Source organism: Vibrio sp. R78045 (assembly GCF_042466085.1).
GTDB lineage: Bacteria > Pseudomonadota > Gammaproteobacteria > Enterobacterales > Vibrionaceae > Vibrio > Vibrio cyclitrophicus.
Map to the genome: position 1 here is coordinate 1169803 of NZ_JAXHBS010000013.1, position 18416 is coordinate 1188218.

General features: G+C 43.4%; 16 protein-coding genes. 7 read left to right on the forward strand and 9 right to left on the reverse strand.

The genetic code is table 11. From position 1 onward, the window contains the following. Positions 1–114: 114 nt before the first annotated feature. A complete protein-coding gene (locus SJY39_RS15785) occupies positions 115–1014 on the reverse strand; it encodes a homocysteine S-methyltransferase family protein (protein ID WP_016793236.1) in 900 nt (299 codons plus the stop codon). Between the two features lie 242 nt (positions 1015–1256). Between SJY39_RS15785 and SJY39_RS15790 the strand changes: the two genes are divergently transcribed. After that, positions 1257–1958, forward strand: coding sequence for a lipoate--protein ligase A (locus SJY39_RS15790; protein ID WP_016793235.1), 702 nt, complete (start codon positions 1257–1259; stop codon positions 1956–1958). A 148-nt stretch (positions 1959–2106) separates the two neighbouring features. Here the strand turns inward: SJY39_RS15790 and SJY39_RS15795 are convergent, their stop codons facing one another. Together SJY39_RS15795 and SJY39_RS15800 are read right to left on the reverse strand one after the other, a co-directional pair. Continuing rightward, positions 2107–2925: an SDR family NAD(P)-dependent oxidoreductase gene (locus SJY39_RS15795; protein WP_010431869.1), complete on the reverse strand. Its 819-nt coding sequence runs from the start codon at positions 2923–2925 to the stop codon at positions 2107–2109. Between the two features lie 324 nt (positions 2926–3249). After that, positions 3250–5322, reverse strand: a complete 2073-nt coding sequence (locus SJY39_RS15800) for an alkyl/aryl-sulfatase (protein ID WP_016793234.1) — start codon at positions 5320–5322, stop codon at positions 3250–3252. Between the two features lie 197 nt (positions 5323–5519). Between SJY39_RS15800 and SJY39_RS15805 the strand changes: the two genes are divergently transcribed. Next, positions 5520–6422, forward strand: coding sequence for a LysR family transcriptional regulator (locus tag SJY39_RS15805; RefSeq protein ID WP_010431866.1), 903 nt, complete (start codon positions 5520–5522; stop codon positions 6420–6422). A gap of 86 nt (positions 6423–6508) precedes the next feature. Here the strand turns inward: SJY39_RS15805 and SJY39_RS15810 are convergent, their stop codons facing one another. Then, positions 6509–7408: a DMT family transporter gene (locus SJY39_RS15810; RefSeq protein ID WP_080572704.1), complete on the reverse strand. Its 900-nt coding sequence runs from the start codon at positions 7406–7408 to the stop codon at positions 6509–6511. 197 nt (positions 7409–7605) lie between these two features. On the opposite strand from SJY39_RS15810, the gene SJY39_RS15815 reads away from it, so the two are divergent. The 5 genes from SJY39_RS15815 to SJY39_RS15835 all read left to right on the forward strand — a co-directional run bounded on the left by SJY39_RS15815 (position 7606) and on the right by SJY39_RS15835 (position 12052). After that, positions 7606–7995: a VOC family protein gene (locus SJY39_RS15815; RefSeq protein WP_010431863.1), complete on the forward strand. Its 390-nt coding sequence runs from the start codon at positions 7606–7608 to the stop codon at positions 7993–7995. Positions 7996–8046: 51 nt separating this feature from the next. Beyond that, a complete protein-coding gene (locus tag SJY39_RS15820) occupies positions 8047–8571 on the forward strand; it encodes a hypothetical protein (RefSeq protein ID WP_016784369.1) in 525 nt (174 codons plus the stop codon). Positions 8572–8742: 171 nt separating this feature from the next. Next, the gene (locus SJY39_RS15825; protein WP_010431861.1) at positions 8743–10182 is read left to right on the forward strand and encodes a 6-phospho-beta-glucosidase; all 1440 of its coding nucleotides are present in this window, start codon (positions 8743–8745) and stop codon (positions 10180–10182) included. Positions 10183–10289: 107 nt separating this feature from the next. Then, positions 10290–11288, forward strand: coding sequence for a LacI family DNA-binding transcriptional regulator (locus SJY39_RS15830; RefSeq protein ID WP_010431860.1), 999 nt, complete (start codon positions 10290–10292; stop codon positions 11286–11288). A gap of 203 nt (positions 11289–11491) precedes the next feature. Then, positions 11492–12052, forward strand: a complete 561-nt coding sequence (locus SJY39_RS15835; protein ID WP_016787417.1) for a sugar O-acetyltransferase — start codon at positions 11492–11494, stop codon at positions 12050–12052. 157 nt (positions 12053–12209) lie between these two features. Here the strand turns inward: SJY39_RS15835 and SJY39_RS15840 are convergent, their stop codons facing one another. From SJY39_RS15840 to SJY39_RS15860, 5 genes are read right to left on the reverse strand one after another with little or no spacing between them, the layout of a single operon-like run. Then, positions 12210–13568, reverse strand: coding sequence for a diguanylate cyclase (locus SJY39_RS15840; RefSeq protein ID WP_016793232.1), 1359 nt, complete (start codon positions 13566–13568; stop codon positions 12210–12212). Between the two features lie 36 nt (positions 13569–13604). Beyond that, the gene (locus tag SJY39_RS15845) at positions 13605–14474 is read right to left on the reverse strand and encodes a hypothetical protein (RefSeq protein WP_010431851.1); all 870 of its coding nucleotides are present in this window, start codon (positions 14472–14474) and stop codon (positions 13605–13607) included. After that, positions 14443–16881 (reverse strand): pilus assembly porin PapC, encoded by a 2439-nt coding sequence (locus SJY39_RS15850; protein ID WP_010431850.1) that lies wholly within the window; start codon positions 16879–16881, stop codon positions 14443–14445. Before SJY39_RS15850 ends, SJY39_RS15845 begins: the two co-directional genes overlap by 32 nt. Before the next feature lie 43 nt (positions 16882–16924). Next, on the reverse strand, positions 16925–17599 hold the full coding sequence (locus tag SJY39_RS15855; RefSeq protein WP_010431845.1) for a fimbria/pilus periplasmic chaperone: 675 nt from the start codon (positions 17597–17599) through the stop codon (positions 16925–16927). Between the two features lie 52 nt (positions 17600–17651). Beyond that, on the reverse strand, positions 17652–18323 hold the full coding sequence (locus SJY39_RS15860) for a hypothetical protein (protein WP_010431836.1): 672 nt from the start codon (positions 18321–18323) through the stop codon (positions 17652–17654). Between the last annotated feature and the right edge of the window lie 93 nt (positions 18324–18416).

Here is an 18416-nt window from a genome sequence, read left to right on the forward strand (position 1 = left end):
AGTTGCTCCAAATCGTTGTTTTGTATCAGTGTACTCAGAGACGCCACATACAAATAGAGAACAGATTTCTCAACCTGTTCTCTATTTATCTAGATTGTTGTCGTGATGTTATTATTAGCTCTGTATGGAACGTTTCCAATCCGCCAAAACTTGAATGTGTTTTGGACCGATGCCACAACAGCCACCGACGATATTCGCGCCCAGTGCGTGCCAACGTTTGGCGTAAGTTAGATAACCTTGACCATCCAGTTCACGTATTTCTTGAAGCATGTCGTTTGCTTTATGTTCGCTGCTGATAGGTGCAAAGTTATTGGCGTAGACACCAATTTCTAAACCACTACCTAGCTCATCAATCACTTTCTTTGCATCAATGATCGCTTGATCCATCACTTCAGGCACTGAACAGTTAAACATAATGCCTTTCGCGTTTGATTGGCAGGCAAGTTTAATGGCATCCGCTACGCTCTCTCCAGAGCGAATGTTCGCAAAATCGCCCTTGGTATCTTCCAAACTGAATGCGTAGTAACACGGCTTATGTGAGTGCTTGAGTACCGCGTGAATTGAGTCGAATTCTTGCAGGCTACAAATCGTTTCCGCTATCCAAAGGTCGATGTTTGGATCTTGAGCATCGTAAAGCGTTTGAATGATTGGTGCTGCTTCTTCTACCTTGAACAAATCTGGTCGGTAGCTGCCAAACGGCGGTGGAATCGCGCCCGCAACTTTCACTGTGTGAGGAGCATTATCAGCAACCGCCTTTGCCAGTTCGCCAGATAGCGCTGCTAGTTCAAAACCTCGTTGCTCGAAGAGCGATTCACCCAAATGAAAAGGTACACACGCGTAACTATTGGTGATCAGGATTTCAGCGCCAGCATCGACAAAATTTTGATGCGCTTGGCTAACAAGATCAGGGGCTTCAATCAGAGCTTGAGCGCTCCAAAGCGGTTGAGAGAATGGCGCGCCAATTTCTTTGAGTTCTCGGCCCATGCCGCCATCAAGTATGGTTAGTGTTTTCATATTTAATACTATCTAAAACAGTTGCTGAAGTTCTGCCGTCACCATATCAGACAACCTCGTCAGACAGAAGCCATCAAAGTGGAAGTAGTTTAGCTAAATCAATACATCTCAATAATTAAAGGAAAAAGGGCTGGAGGGGTAATTGGTGCTATGCTGCATTGGGTTTCAAAGGTATGTTTATCTCATCAACCATCCCAGAACGCTAAATACTAAGTCACCACAATCTGTAGAGGAAAAGTGCATTGAAGTTAACGAATAAGCTCGTGCGTTACCCGCACATTGATGTTGATCGTGCGTTTGAAAAAGAAGCTGAATTATTGCAGCAAATACAGGCGGGTGAGATTGAACAAGCCTTAATGCTGTGGCAAGCAAAAACGCCAACGCTCGTTTTACCCGCAGGTAAAAAGTGGCCAGTGACGATAGAGTCTAGAAAGCAACTCGCGGAACAAGGCTGGCAACTCACTTCTCGAAAAACGGGTGGCGCTCCCGTTCCCCAACTGCCGGGGATCATTAATCTGTCGCACATTTACCATTGGCCTCGTGATGAAGCCTACAACATCCAAACAGCGTATCGACATTTATGCGATGTCTTAACCCAGTTTTTTAAAGAGCTGGGCATTGGTGTGGATGTACACGCAACCCCTGGCTCTTATTGTGATGGTGACTACAACCTCAATATCAATAAACAAAAAATAGTGGGTACTGCGCAACGTGTATTGCTTAAACAAGGGGGTGGCCAAATCGTACTTTCTCAAGCTTGTATCTTGTTAGATGTAGACCTAGAGAACATCGTTGAGCCCGTGAATTTTTATAATCAAATTTGCGGGAATCCAACTATGGTGGATGCGCAGGTTCATACTCCGTTGTCCGCGCATTTGACGACCCTCCCCAACGTAGACTCACTCTTTCAGCAATTAAGCCAAGCTTTCATCAAGCATGCGTAATGCCGTTATTTCGTTAACGCTATGCCAATTTGTTGGGAGAGGAACCATTTCAATTTTACCTAAACAATCGATGAAGTTCTCTCGTCAAGATATCGGTGAGTTTTGGGTTTTGGAGCGCTCCTAAATATGGAACACTCCTTGTATCTGGCTAGCGAGAGTAGAGGTGTTCTGCAATCAACTGGTCTATGGTGGTCACCAGTTTGTGGTTTTTGTCTGTGTCTAAAGCATCAGAGTGAGGGTCTTTAAATAGCCCTGAGTCATTATCAAAATACTTCCCAGAAGCGTTGGAAAACTCATCAGACAATGCCGCTCTAGATAAAATGTCAGCACCAATACCTAGGTCATTTCCTTCCAACCCGTAGGCATCTTTGACTAATTTACTGCCAAGGAATGAAGCTGGATTGACAGGAATAATCGATGGTCCGTTAGCTCCGATTTTGTGAGCGAGGCTGATAGACCACATTGTGAGGGCTAACTTGCTTTGCGCATAAATAGGGCCATCTAACTCTCCTGCGTTTGAGCTGGTCATCAGATCAAGATCTACAGGGGCCTGTGCTGCTGAAGATAAGTTGACGATGCGACCAGAGGAATCAAAAAGTGGAAGTAGTAATTGTGTGAGTAGGTAGGGGGCAATCGTGTTAACGACGAATCGAACGTCTAGATTATCCTGAGTTGTGATCTTATCTACCTTATAAACGCCAGCGTTGTTAATCAGTACATCAAGTTGTTTGTGCGCTGAGTTGATCTGCTGTGCGAGTTCCTTTACATCTGCCAGGGAAGATAGATCAGCAATATAACTTTCGATGACTGCGTTTTTAGAGAGCCTGGATAAACTGGTTTTTACCTTATTCAGTTTCGCAGGGTTGCGTCCATGAATCAGGATATGGTGTCCTTGCTGAGCCAACATTCTTGCTGTCTCTAAACCTATACCATCTGTCGCGCCTGTGATCATGATTTTTTTTTGCATCTTTCTTCCTTTGAAACGTTGTCCGTGCAACTTTTATAACAAAGTTTGACCGCACAAAATTTCTATTGGTTCACATGCTGGGACTAAGAAAGGGTATGAATTGTGTTGTAAGTGAGAAATATGACAATACAGAGGCCCATAAAGAGACCGCCTGGGTGCTGCTACTTTATGATAGTTGATTGGAAAGTATAGGAAATGAAGCACTGCTTTATTCTTTGATAAGAAAGCCTCAACTAAATGAATTAGCTGAGGCTTGGTCGGTATTAGCCTTGTGATAGCCTATATTGGCTTCGTTGACGTTATTATAATGCTGTTATTTAGACCTTAATGAGCGTGTACAGCTGAATCTTGGTATAGCTCAGCGTCGACTTCTTCACCTTTGTTCGGGCGAGGCACAATCTCAAAAGAGGTATCAGCTTCAGTGAGAGAAGACAATAGTTTGTTAAGAGACGACTTGTCGCCTTTCACACCTGCTTGCCTTGCTTCCATCAGCTTATTGAGTGTCGTTCTCTTCAGTACGATGTCAGACACATCTGATTTGTTGATGATCAGTGTAGTATCTGCATCTTGTAGGTCTGATACTTGAATGTTGTTCAGGTTACCGTTAGACATTTCAACGTAGTAGAACTCTTTCACATCAGGTAACTGAATGTTCATCGTAAATGGCGTGTTCTGAGCCTTCAATGAATCCACTTTTACCGCTAAGTAATCCAACAAGTTCTCAATGGTCATGTTAGCCAATACATCCGGTGATGCTGTTTTTGGTGCGCCCGGCTGTGTGCCAATACGAAGCTCTTGAGCGCCCGTTAGGTAGATGTTTCTCCAACCTGCACCTTCTGATTGATAACCCAATTGCTCGTAAGTATCGGCCAATAAGCCACGTGCAACTTTGTTCTCCGGTTCAGCTTGAATCACCTTATTCAGTGCTGTTGCAACGAAGCGGTATTCACCTTCTTGGAAATCTTGCTGTGCTTTTTCAATCACAGCGTCGCTACCGCCCATGTACTCAACAAACTTCACCGATTCTGGTTCTATCGGCAGCGGGTTTAGGTTGGCTGGGTTCATATCAAAGTAGCCAAGATACATGTTATACACAGCGCGAGCGTTGTGCGAGTAAGTGCCATGGTAACCATTGGTGTGCCAAGATTGTTGAATACTGTCTGGCATCACTTTGTAGATCTCGTCACCGATGTCTTGTAAAACCACCCCATTATTCGCTAGGCGCAGTGTTTGGTTATGAGTAAAGCCGTACGCGTCACGCTGCATTTTTAGGTAATCAGAGATCTCTTGCTCTCCCCAAACTGGCGCTGAATGAGAAGCAAACAGCACCTCTGTTTCTTCGCCCCATGTCACTAGCATCTCGTTGATTTTCTTAGACCACTTCAAACCATCACGTACTTTTGCACCGCGCAGCGTGTACAGGTTATGCATGCCTTGGTAGGTCAGTTCGCCTGTCCAAAGAGCTTTCATGCTTGGGATGTAAGTGACCATTTCTGATGCCGCTTCGGTGCCTGATGCATCCATGAATTGCATTTCTAAGCCGTCAATAACTAGCGTTTCAATTTCTTCGTTATGGTTCAGCTCGTAGTCTGGCAGTACGTAAGTAATGCTACCTGTTGATAGGCCTTTCGATAATGCCGCATCAACAATACCGTGTTCATGTCGGTTCAACGTAGCACCGTATTGATAAGCAGTACGTCGAGACATCGCATTACCTGCCAATACGTTCTCGTCTACGATTTCTTTGGTAATATTTTTCGAACCGTACACTTTCACATCTGGGTAAGCGTCTTTAATCGCTCTTGCGCCACCAAAGTGATCAGCGTGTGAGTGTGAGTAGATCATTGCGACAACAGGCAGTTCACCGCCATCAGGCACATTGCTCTTGAAGAATTTGAGTGATTTAGCGGCTGCTTCTTTGGTGAGAAGAACGTCATAGGCGATCCAACCATTGTCACTGCGGATGAAAGAAATAGACGCTAAGTCTGCACCTCGTACTTGGTAAACCTTACCTGGAACAACTTCATACAAACCTTCAGCTGCTTGGTTTAGTACTGCTTGGCGCCATAATGATGGATTAACTGAATCAGGTGCTTTGTCTGCGTTTGTGACACTTGGTTCGATAAAGTTGAAACTGTTACGGATGATGTCGCCTGTTTCTTGATCGAAGCTTGCGATTAGACCTTTGTTGTTATTGTCGAACGCTCGGGTGTCTGAGAAGTTGAGCGTTTTCGCAAATTCTTGGTTGGCTTGTGTTGTCATTTTAGTCGCGTCTTTGCCACCTTGGTCGCCAATGTCACTAAAGTGTGCATGGTCATGATTTGCAGCAATAGCAGGAAACGCTAGAGAGATTGCAAGCAACAGTGAAGCATTTTTGAAAGTGCGTGAAGTTGTCATTAGAGCCTCTTCAATTCGGGGAATTGTTTCGTTGAGAGGATTATATGGCCGTCAAACATAGCAAAAAATAAAGTAAACTTTAGTTAATACATCACGAAATGTTATGTATAAGCTAAGATTTAGTGATAAACAGAATTTAGAGTGTGATTTTCTAGCCAGTAGCCAGATAGAAAGGTTTGTTAATAAGGAGTTCGTTTGTGAGTGACGTTGAAAAGTTAGATTTAAACTTGCTGAATGTGTTTTTAGAAGTGTATCGGTTGAAGTCGATAACTTTGGCATCTGAGTCTCTGGGTATGACACAGCCGGGTGTGAGTGGCGCACTCAAGCGATTGCAGTCTCAGTTAGGCACCGATCTTTTCATCAGAGAGGGGCGAGGGATCAGTCCCACGAATGCTGCAACGCAATTAGCACTTAGAATCGAACCTGCGTTAGACGGAATCTCAAGCGCTGTAAGTTCATTGCAACAGTTCGATAATCAACAACATCATGTGTTTCGAATTCTGGTTAATGAGATAGGTTTAACCAAGCTTCAACCTCTTGTAGAAAAAGATAATACTCTTGGAAATATCTCTATTGAGTTCAATATGGTACCGAATAACGAAGAAGATTTGCTTCAGAGTTTAAGTATGCAGCAAGCAGATTTAGCGATCGATATCCACTACCCACAAGTTAATGGGTACATGAATCAGCAAGTCATTGAGGATAGGTTGGTGTTGATCGCTCGCCAGGGGCATCCAAGAATTGATGGTTCAGTCACTGAAGCTCAATATTACGATGAAAAGCATGTGACTTTTAGGATGCGTCGCTCTCGTCTGTACACTGCAGATTACTTTACTAAGCAGGCTATCAAACCGAGAAAAGTGAGTTCTGAGTGTGATTCATTGATGATGATGTGTGTGTTAGTTTCTGGCTCTGATTGTGTTGGTAGTACTTCTCGTGACTTCGCTAACCAATTTGCAGAGCGATTCCAACTTCAAGTACTTGAGCAACCGTTTGAGGTGTTGCCGATGCAGCAATATATGATTTGGCATAAAAGAACGGAGTCGAACCTTGCTCATCAGTGGTTGAGGAACAAGATTCAACAATACATGGCTGATTAGCCGTGGATCAATTATCTGTTGTCGATTAGCTTTTATAGCGGTTCAAGCATGCATTGTTGAGGTGTTATGGGTTCATTGGTCACTGATTAGCGAGCAGCTCTCGCAGCACGTTTTTGTTTTGCGCTCTCTATCATCTTAGAAGGTGTCATACCTGTCACTAACATGGTGCCAGTGATTACCAGAATTGAACCAGTAATCGTATTGATGCCAATTGCTTCACCTAAGAATAAGTTACCCCAGAGAATACCAAATACCGGAATGATGAAGGTAACGGACAGGGCTGAAGGTGCGCCGAGTTCAGAAACTAGATTGAAGTAAAGCAGGTAAGCAAGTCCAGTACACACCGCGCCCAGTAAGATAACCGATGTGGTAATAGTTAGATCCGGAGCCTCTCTCATAGGAATGAAAAAGATGAACGGCAACACGATCAATACCGCAGCCCACATGCTGCCATGAGCATTATTGAATGCCTCAACTTTAGGTGCTTGTTTGGTATAGTTTGAAGCTATTCCGTAGCTAAACGCGGCCATCACCGCAGCACAAATCGGAAGTACAGCCTCATGGCCAATGTTTATCGCATCCCAACCAACGAGTACTCCTACTCCCGCTACCCCAATCCCAAGTCCTACTAGAACTCTCGCCTCGAGTGCTGTTTTAGTCCATATCGCACCAATGATTGCCGCCCATATTGGCGCGGTAGAATTCAAGATGGCTAGGGTCGAAGCGTTAAGTGTTTGCGCGGCATAAGCGAACAGTAAAAAGGGAACTGCGGTATTAAACAGCCCAAGAATAAAGAAGTGTTTAGCATGAGTGTTGAACGTCAGCTTTTTTCTTAAATACAAAGACACCAACATTAGCGTGATTGCTGCAAACAGTACTCTTGCTTCAATTAACACTGCTGGGCCCAATGGATTAGCGGCAATTCTCATGAACAGAAACGAACCGCCCCATATCGCAGCGAGAGTTATTAATTTTAGAAAGTTCACGGCTTATATCTCAGAATGTGTAAAACCCGACTATGGAGGAAAGATAACTATTACACAAACATAGATACCAATACTGTGCAGTTATGGACATAAAATCGAGTCCGTTAATCAGGAACAATTTCGATGAATTTCGTTCTGTTTATAGTTCCTTATTTGATGAGTAATCTAGCGTTAGACATCAAACTTAGGCAAACAAAATGAAGATTGAACACATCGCAATTTGGACCAAACAACTTGAAGTTCTGAAGCTATTTTATGAAGATTATTTTGGCGCGACATCGAACTCAAAATATCACAACCCAACTAAAGGGTTTTCTTCCTACTTCCTCTCATTTGAAACTGGAAGTCGTTTAGAGATTATGGAAATGGATTCTGTCCCTGAATCGAAAGACGACATCTATGATCAGTTCACAGGCTTCATTCATATGGCGATTTCACTAGGGTCTGAACAAGCGGTCGATGCACTGACTCAAAGTTTGGTCGAAGATGGCTATGAGCGCTTAGATGGCCCAAGAAGAACAGGTGATGGCTATTATGAGAGCTGTGTACTCGATCCGGATGGTAATCGCTTGGAGCTTACCGTTTAATAGAAGGCGCTTGAATAGCATTTAATTCACTAACGGAACTGAGGTATTACAATGATGAAGCGTACTTTGACTTTCCTTTTTAGTCTTGGGCTTATGGGATGTGTTACCTCAGCTCTGGTGTATGAGAAGAAGCCAGGTGCGAAGCCTGACTCGTCACAACCCATTGGTTACCTTGGCTTTAAAGCTCACCAAGAGTGGGCGATTCAATTCAATGATTGTACGGTCTACGATTTAATCGGTGCGCAACCTTACCAGTGGTTTGATCGCACTTCAGCCTCTGTGAGCTGTTATACGTTTAAGCTAATCGATGCCATCGAGCCATTATCAGTCTATGCCGACGCAAATTTCGACAGCAATAAGCTAACCCCGATTAACCGCTTTAAAGAGCTGCAGGTATCAGAGTCAGGCTGGGGCAACTTTCCTGTCGTCTATGAGACCAGCGGCACCAATTGGCTGAGAGTTAAGGAGGGTTGGATTCACCTCACACTAGCGGATCAGACGCTCGTTCAGTTCTACCCAGGAACTCAAGACCAATTTGGCAAATCACAGCATGATCAGTATTTTGAGCAGCATTGATTGTAACGCTGACTTTTGATTAGTCTTTAGTTCGATCAAAAAAAGATCCATTAATTATTGTTGAAACCGGTTTCAGGGTGTATCTTTGTTCTATGTTGAAATCGGTTTCAGGGCTGCAATAGGCTCTCTAATCCTGATCTGTTTCACGAATAACTTGTAGCGAGTAATGGTATGAACAACGAATTTCCAAACGATTTTTTATGGGGCGGTGCAGTTGCGGCGCATCAGCTAGAAGGTGGCTGGGATGCGAATGGTAAAGGTGTCAGTGTTGTTGATGTATTAACAGCAGGCGCTCATGGTGTACAACGTCGAATTACCGATGGTGTGATTGATGGCGAAAATTATCCAAACCAAGTCGCAGTGGATTTCTACCATCGTTACAAAGAAGACATTAAGTTATTCGCTGAGATGGGTTTTAAGTGTTTCAGAACCAGTATTGCGTGGACACGCATTTTCCCAAATGGCGATGAATCAGAACCCTGTGAAGCGGGTTTAGCGTTTTACGATGATCTGTTTGATGAACTACTGAAATACGGCATTCAGCCAGTGGTAACACTGAGCCATTTTGAAATGCCTTATCACCTAGCCAAAGAATACGGCGGTTGGATGAACCGTAAAGTGATCGACTTCTTCGTTAAGTACTCGACCACAGTGATGGATCGCTACCAGCACAAAGTGAAGTATTGGATGACGTTTAATGAGATCAACAACCAGATGAACACCTCGGCAGACATCTTCGGTTGGTTGTGCTCTGGCGTGAAGTTTCCACAATGCGAAAAGCCTCAACAAGCCATGTATCAAGCGGTTCACCACCAGTTTGTGGCGAGTGCTTTGGTGGTTAAGAAAGGTCACGAGATCAACCCAGATCTGCAAATCGGTGCGATGTGTGCGATGGTGCCTTTTTACCCTCGCTCGTCAAAGCCGGAAGACATTATGCTGGCGCAGCAAGCGATGCGTGATCGTTACTTCTTCTCGGATGTGATGGTTCGCGGCCACTACCCAAGTTACGCAAAACGCGATTGGGCAATCAAGGGCTTCAACATTGATATGCAGCCAGAAGATGAACAGATCTTAAAAGAGGGTAAAGCGGACTATTTAGGCTTTAGCTACTACATGTCGAATACTTTAGATTCTTCTTCTCATCAATCCACAGAAGAGGCAATGGACGGCGGTCATGAAAACTCGGTCGATAACCCGTTCATCCAGTCTAGCGATTGGGGCTGGCCAATTGATCCAACGGGTTTACGTTTCTGTTTAGCTTCTCTGTATGAACGTTATGAAGTGCCATTGTTCATCGTTGAGAATGGTTTTGGCGCTGTTGATACCATTGAAGAAGATGGCAGCATTAATGATGACTATCGTATTGCTTACCTTTGCGACCACATCAAAGAGATGAAAAAAGCGGTTGCGATTGATGGCGTTGATCTCATGGGTTATACCCCTTGGGGCTGTATCGATTTGGTGTCGTTTACCACAGGTGAGATGAAAAAACGCTACGGATTCATTTACGTAGATAAGCACAATGACCAATCTGGTTCATTGGAACGCAAACGCAAGAAGTCGTTTGAGTGGTATAAAGGTGTGATTGCATCTAACGGTGCCACTATTTAGAATGCGATTCGCCTTACTGTTATGTGGTTTGTAAACTGCATAATAGTTAGTTAACAATGAATTAGCCGGCTTATGTCGGCTAATTTTTTATAAAGGAAAAGAAGCCAATGGTAACCATGCTTGATGTCGCGAACCGTGCAGGCGTATCTAAATCGACAGTTTCTCGTGTCTTAAATGGGAAGAATATTGTGCGCCCAGATGTGGTGAAAAAGGTATTCGATGCGATACAAGAAACGGGTTATCGACCGAATTTGTTGGCTCAGCAATTGGCGACTAAGAAGACTAACTTCATCGGTTTCGTTATCACCAATGAGTTGTTCAATGGCCCGTACTTTTCCTCCTTGATGTATCACGCTGCGTCTTATAGTGAAAAATCGAATCACCAATTGGTGATCACCGATGGCAAACACAGCGCTGAAGACGAAATAAAGGCGATCAATTTCCTGCTAGATATGAAGTGTGCGGGCATCATCATTTATCCGCAGTGCTTAACCGAAAATGAGATTGCTAAGCTCATAGAAAGCACTGACACACCGATTCTGGTGCTCAACCGAGAAATGCCGTCGAAGCCCAATAATGCCATTACCACAGACCATTATCAGAGCGCTCGTTTGATGGTTGAACACATCATCGAACAGGGGCATACCGATATTGCCGTGATTCGTGGCAAAGCAGGTTCTTCGACCGGTGCGCTGCGTTACCAAGCCTATCAAGACGTGTTAACTAAACATGGTATTACATTGGATGAGTCTAAAGTTATTCAGGGCGAATGGACGATGGAGAGCGGTTATCACGCCGCTCAGGTTTTAGCAAAAAACAAAGCCACGTTCACCGCTATTTTATCCGGAAACGATGATATGGCGATTGGGGCTATTAAGGCATTAACCGAGCTAGGTTATTCATTACCCCAAGATGTTTCTATCGTCGGTTTTGATAACAGCAAAGTGGGTGAGTTTTTAACGCCAAGCCTCACGTCTGTAAGTGTGCCGTTAGAACAAATGACCCTAAAGGCTATCTTGAAAATTGTTGGAGCTATCGAACAAGCTGAATCGGTTTGTACTACTGGAAACTTGGTGTTGCGTGATTCGATAGCGAAGCTAAATTAGTACTGATTGAATTTCATATTTCACCTACAAAAAATGATGAGCTGCGCATCTATTAAATCAAGCGAAAAGACTCTTTATTCACTGTTATTTAGATGTGCGATATTGCGTTTTTTGGTCGATGAATTGACCATCATTAGTTAAGTAATGTAAAAGCAGTTTAGTAATATGAAAATAGCTAAGTTATGTGAAAACAGGTAAGTAACGTGAGAACAGAAAAGCAAAAGATGTTAGCAGGTGAACCTTATCAAGCTTGGGATAAGGCGCTTTATTCAGAACGTATCGAATGTCGTAAGGTGCTTCAAAAACTCAACAATAGTATTCCTGATACACCCGAGTGGAAAGCGGCAACCCAAGAGCTTATTCCGGGCTGTGAGAACGCGCACTTAGAGCCGCCGTTCCATTGTGATTATGGTTCAAATATCAAGTTAGGTAAGAACTTCTACGCGAACTTTAACTGTGTGATTTTGGATGTCGCTGAAGTGACCATTGGTGACAATGTACTGCTTGGTCCGAACGTTCAAATTCTTACCGCAGGCCATCCACTCGATGTGAAAGGCCGCGTTGAAGAGGGCGTGGAGTTCGGCACTCCGATTAACGTTGGTGATAATGTTTGGCTTGGCGGTGGTGTGATTGTTTGCCCAGGAGTAACCATTGGCAAGAGCAGCGTGATTGGTGCGGGCAGTGTGGTAACTAAAAACATCCCAGCGAATGTGGTTGCCGTAGGTAACCCATGTAAAGTACTAAAATCGATTGATAATGATTAATTGACGCCACTGCATTTTTGAGCGGCTTTCGATCTCTGAGTTGTAGTAAACTAATGTTCTTTTTGTAAGCCCAGCTTTCTTCGCTGGTTGATTGGCTATTCTTTTCCTGTTCACAATTGCGGTTGCGGTTGCAGCGAACAGGAAAATTCGTTTTCTTTCAGATAAGGGAGCTTTGAACCAAATTGCGCCCTTGGTTTTTCGCTTGATACAACATCTCGTCAGCGGAAATAATGGCCTCTTCAATCGATTGCCCAGTCGATAAATCCACAAGTCCAAGCGAAGCTGATACTCCTCCTTTAATCATACTTCTGAGCTGTGGGTCGTAGGCGATTTTATCTCGAATTCTATCTGCTAACTTGATGATATCGGACTGACTTTCTGTTTTGAGAATGACGATGAATTCGTCTCCACCGATACGATAGCACTCATCGTTGTTTCTTACATTTTCTAATAATATCTCGCTTATCCGAACTAACACGTTGTCGCCGGTATGGTGTCCGTAGTTGTCGTTGATCAGTTTAAAATGGTCGAGATCAATGGCAATAACTCCGATACATCGGTTGTTTTTGCTCGTTCCAGCATCGCGAATGCGTGAGTTTGCACTTTCTAAGTAAGAGCGGTTCTTCAACCCTGTTAATGCATCTGATTCCAAAGCAATTGAGGTTCGATATTGATAATGAGAAAAAGCGATCAGTAACACATAGCCTATCCCTAACAATGCGATGACCTCAACAAAACTTTGAATCACTCCCTTTATTTCAGCCACAGAACTGGTCATATTATCAAAGATAAAAAGGGTCGCACGAAGTTGTGGTAACGGAACTTCAACAAGATGAAAGTATCGAGAATTGTCATTGTTTAATTGGAAAAATATGACGTCCAGTAGTTCCACTTTGCTTACATAGACAGCGGTGTCTTCTAGAGGTTGTAAGGCGTGCGTGTTCGATAAGTCTAGATTTATCTTTTCTCCAGAAGGCATAAAGTATTGATGTTGATTGTCTCTTATAAAAAGAAGCGTGTTGGCCGTGCCGTTGATTTCTGGGAAGTAATGCTGCAGATCGACATTCGCCTCGTGGTATAGGGATGTCCGCTGCGACACGAGCCCTGCTATTAAGTTGATATGAGGTTTTGGATGATTGAAATTAAATCCCCAAAGTGTCGTTTTTCCGTTTTTCATGGCAAGAAATTGAGGTGACGATGTACTGATATTGAATCGTTCTGCGATGCCTTTAATGTCAGAATTTGAGAAAGGTCGCGTAGGCTGATAATAAACGCCACCCACATTGGGTCTGTTGGTATTTGTTGCTTCTGAGTGTAAAGAAGTACCTAAAATATTCAGTGTTCGCACGACATTACTTTGAACCAGCGTTTGAATGAGATCGCTTCGGTGAGTTTGATCTTTTTCAACAAAATGGATGGTTCTACGGATTTCACCAATATGAATACAAAGGATGACCAAAGCGAAGCAGGCCATGACCCAATGTCTTTGTTTCATTGCTAAATTGATAGCATTCATATTGGTGTACCTTTGTTAAAATGTCACAGCGCTACTTCAGAAAATAGGATCTATTGCTTTTACTTGGATATATAATTCATCGCGGTAACTTCCCGCTCGTGACAGGTTGGTGTTGTCAGTGATCGAGAGTAAAAAAGGAATGGTGTGCTGGCCGCGACTATAGTTTTTTATGGGAGTCATGCGGTGCAATCTGGACACTTCTATCCCATTCACGGTCAGTTGATAGGTAATCGTCCAATCCGGGTTCTGGGTATTGATCAGTTTGCCGTGTCGAGATTTAACCCAAAGCTCTGTTAGAGAATTAGAACGGATCATAAAATCTGCTTGATAACGCTTACCACTATGAAGTTCACCGAGTTGCCAACTGTATCCTGTTGCTGAGCGGTGAATGTTGCTTCCATGGCCAGACCAATCAAAAGTAACGAAAGACTTTATCTTGTAAGTTGCGGTACTTGTTAGTGTTGATACAGGGTTGTCTTCATACTTGAGCTTGGCAATAAAAGGCACAGTGTATTTTGCAGCGTAGTTAATTTTTGCTCTCGGATCGACCAAGTAAAAACGGACCGGAGAATTGTATTTTGCGTATAGCAAGTACTCTCGCTCTTTGGGATCATAAGTAAGCATTGTTTGGCTTTGGTTGACGAAATAAGGTCCATTTTTGTCCAACGTATTGAGAATTTTTAGTCGAACCGACCTTAATGAACATTCGCCGCTTTGAGAGCGTAGCTTTTTGAGCTCGTATTGAATTTTCGCAAATCCCGATTTATCAAACTCAATCGGACCATTGTTAAGTTGGGTTAAGCTCCATACTCCGTTGCAACTCTGTGCTAGTAATGGTGAAGGCAGCCAGAGAATGCATAATGTGAGCAGCCAATTAGTTTTTTTCATTGGAGTTACTTTGAACATTGTTTGCTCCTTGTTCTAGTTGAATATCAGAAAGTCTCAACAGGTTATCGTCTGACTCAGGGATGCTGATGATCCCCGTTGCGTTGGAATTGATCGTTTCGATTCGATAATCACCGCTGCCTATTCCTTCAATAACGAATCTTCCGCCTTTGTTGGTGAAGAATGGATAAGATGTGTCATCGAGATCGGTTAAATAGCCTTGAGTTAACGCAAGCGGTTGACCGTTAGCTAATAGTAATTTGCCTATTATGGTTTTAGATTTATTGGACCCAACGGTGATGAGATGACTGGTATAAGCGCCTGGGGTGATGTTGTACAGATAATTGCCGATGTCATAACCAACAGGTGCGTTTGGCGCATCTACAGTAAAGCTCTGAGTGATGTGGGCTGTAGAGAGGCTGATAGCATTGGGGTAACCTTGCTGAGAAATCGCTTCTGCGTACGCGTCTTCATCGCTGTTTATTAGGGCGTCCGACTCTAAACTTTCATGAACTTGCACCACAGCCGCCGCACCATATATTGGGCGTGACCAAGAGAGATTGCTGTCACTAATTGTGAATGCTGTACTGGGTCTAAACGAGGTGACCACGGTGTCTTCGGTACTGTTCGAGTTGTAATAATTGATGTCTCCATCATATCGAACCCGGTTGCCTATGTAGTCACCACGTAATTGATACTGTCCTTGATTCGATTCGACATCAGCAGATAGAGAATAGCCATATTGGCCAACTTGATTTTTACTTGGCTTACTAAAGCTTGCTCGTAAGATCTCAGTATCGCTGGCGTATCCGGCATCTGCGGTGTATTGCCCGTCATCAGAACTCCATGTCCAATCAACAGATAGAATACCCTCTGTGTTCGAAATGCCCTCATTTGGGTCTTCTTCATGAGTAACACCTAAACCGACCACTACATTGGAGTAAGACCAAGACGTTGAGGCTTCTGCACTCCATTCCGTATCGTAACCACTCTGCTTATCAAGGTTATATGAGAGCGATAAGTAAACATCATCGGTAATGCCTAAGGTATAGCTGACTGCTGCCGAATGGCCTGTCGTTCCTTCTTCCGTCCAAGGTTGATAGGAATAGGTATCGTAAGATTCAAGCGCGATACGTAAGTTGGGGGCGCTGTAATTGTTTTGATCCCAGAGCGAGGCGGCATAATCGATGCTTGCGATATAACCGGTTTCATCATATTCACTCGACTGGCTGCCTGATAGTCGAAAGCCAATATTACCGATGGGGGTGCCAAAAGTGGAGATCCCCCCTAGTATGAATCCATCTTTATGATAAAAGCCATTCAACCCAAGCGTTAAGTATTCGGTTAAGCCATAGTCATAATAGGCACTGGTGATTAAGCTTTCGGTATCGTACCTATAGTGACTGTCTTTTATTTCTGAAGGAGCACCCAAATACACGCCAAAGTCGGATATTCCCTCTTTGAGCAGTTTAGAGTTGTAGAATACGCTGTAGAGAATGGAGTCTCGTCTTCCCGATTGATACTCAATATCTAAACGAACGTCATTACTACCTGAAGATAGTGGCAAGTTATCGAGCATATAACGTCCAGGTGGAAGTCGAAACTCTGTCACGTAGGAACCATTAATGTACAGTTCGATGTCGGCAGACTCTTCAAGCACTAAGGCTTGAGTGCCTCCTACCTGAATACTGCGATTCGGTTGTAATGCTGAGTAATTACGTTCAAACCCGATTCCGCCAAATTGTTGGCTAGGTAGGTGGCCTGAAGTACTGTTAACTTGGTCGCCAAAAGTGACTCGATAAGGGGTTTCTGCACGGTCGATAAAGGCCGATATATCGCCACGATAAAAAGTTTGTTCCTCACTGGTGCCATCATCAAAATAGCCTGACAGTTTATAGTTAACTCCCCGCGCACCAGCAAAGTTTCCTGTGGAGATCCACTCTATATTCCACTTTTGTTCTTCATTTTGAGTCTCAACCCCTCGTGTATCAGATAGGCCAAAGTTAAAGTTATTGATGTTGGTGAAAAAGGCTGATGTGGAATAAATAGGAGGAGAGTAAGGTGCGCTGAAACTTAGCGCTTGCTCTTTTCGTGCATCTTGAACGAAAGATAATGAGATAGACATGTCAGAGGATGAAAAGGAGAGCAACACACCCCACTCTTTCAATGTTTCCACTGAAATAAAGGTATCTTTGTACGAAGATAACTTACCTGATACTTCACTTGTAAGCGCTGAACCAATCAGTGTATTCAGTTGAATGGTATGAACCTTGGAGATCGTTTTACCATCAGAGAACGCATCAATATCGCCCACTGTTGAGCCTAAATAGTTGATTGGGAATGGAAATAACCAATCCGCGGAATAGGCGTGAGGTTGGGCTAGCAAGCATAGAGATACGCACAGAAGAACTGTGTAATATCGGCTCATGTTACCTCCCAATAAAGCTCGTGTAGAAGCAGGTGGTTCAGTGTTAATTATTTTGCTTTATGGCAATACCAGTGACTTTTTTGAATTCGTTTGGAATAGGATAATAAGCGGTGGCACCAGGCATTAAGTAACCACTTGTCTTAGTGTCAATCTGGCTCCACGGGAGGTCTTTTTTCTCGCCGTTAGTTTGAAGTTCGAATACGGAATGAAGCAAGTTCACTAGAACTTGGCTTGTGTTTTCTACCACTATGTTTCTATCTTTAATCGAGGACTTCATAGTGGGCTTTATTGAGTTCGGAGATACAAAAGCTAAGGTCGAAAAACTAAGCAGTGTTCTTATTTTACTGTCACTATCTTCAGGCCCTTCGACTTCTAGTTCGTTGAATTCAATGCGGTACAGTTTGGTCATTGTGAGAGTATCGCTAGGGATATAGCGCACCCGAATCTTTTGAGAACTTTGTGGGTCTACCATTATTTGAGGAGGCAAAATGAGAAAACTGTCTTCATTAAGTGTTAGTACCTCTCCGGTTTCATCGTAACTTACGTCATACACTACAACTTCAATTGGGAGTGAACGGTCTTGAGGGTTATTGATTGTATAGCTTGAGAGAGCCTTTCCTCCAAATTCGTTCATTTCTTGATACATAGGGGTAATTTCGTAGCTGAAAGCGACGGCGTGGAAGAGTAGCAGACTGATAAATAAAGTAATGTTTTTCATAAAACCCTTCCTTGGTAAAATGAGCCCACGTTTGTGGGCTCTAATTTATGAGCTAAAATCCACACATGTGGTGACAAGTTTTCGCTTGGAGTTTCACATACACTGTAGAGCGATAATTACCGGCTCTTGCTAAAGCTGCACCCTCTGTTGTGATACTAAGAGGAACTTCTGCAATTCTTGCTTTTTGGTGTTCACCACTCCATTTAACTTGGAAGTTACCTGTCGTATGACCAAACAAACCATCACTTGCATTGCTTGTATCGAAAATGTCGGTTTGATTTGCTTGTAATGTGTAATCGATACGTTCTTTACCAATGGCCATGCCGAAACGAGTCATTTTGAAAGGTGTGGCAGTCATATCGACTTCCATTGATTTCCCGTAGTTACACCAGGCACGAAGACTTGCAATTGGTTTACTGGCTGTTAGCCCTGAGACCAAATTTTTGCTATCTGCCAGCATGTTCGTTAGGTGGATATCACCATTAACAAACTCTCCGGCTTGTGCTGATTTCAAGTTGAGCACACAACGTTGTGGAATCGTGCCTTCCATGCGAATGTGTGCGCCATCAGTGTTCGTTGCATTGGTCAGAAGAGCATTGGTTGCTCCTCCAAATTGAACCACATTAGCTTCTAACTTGGTTCCACCTGGACCACCACCAACAGCGAAACTATTTACACTGAACATCACACCGGCTACTGCTACCGCTAATATTAATTTTTTCATAATTATTCCCTCATTACTCTTGTTATTCCCGACAACAAATACATAGTAATTAGGATTTAAAAAATATACCTCGCAACGAGGGGTGATATATTG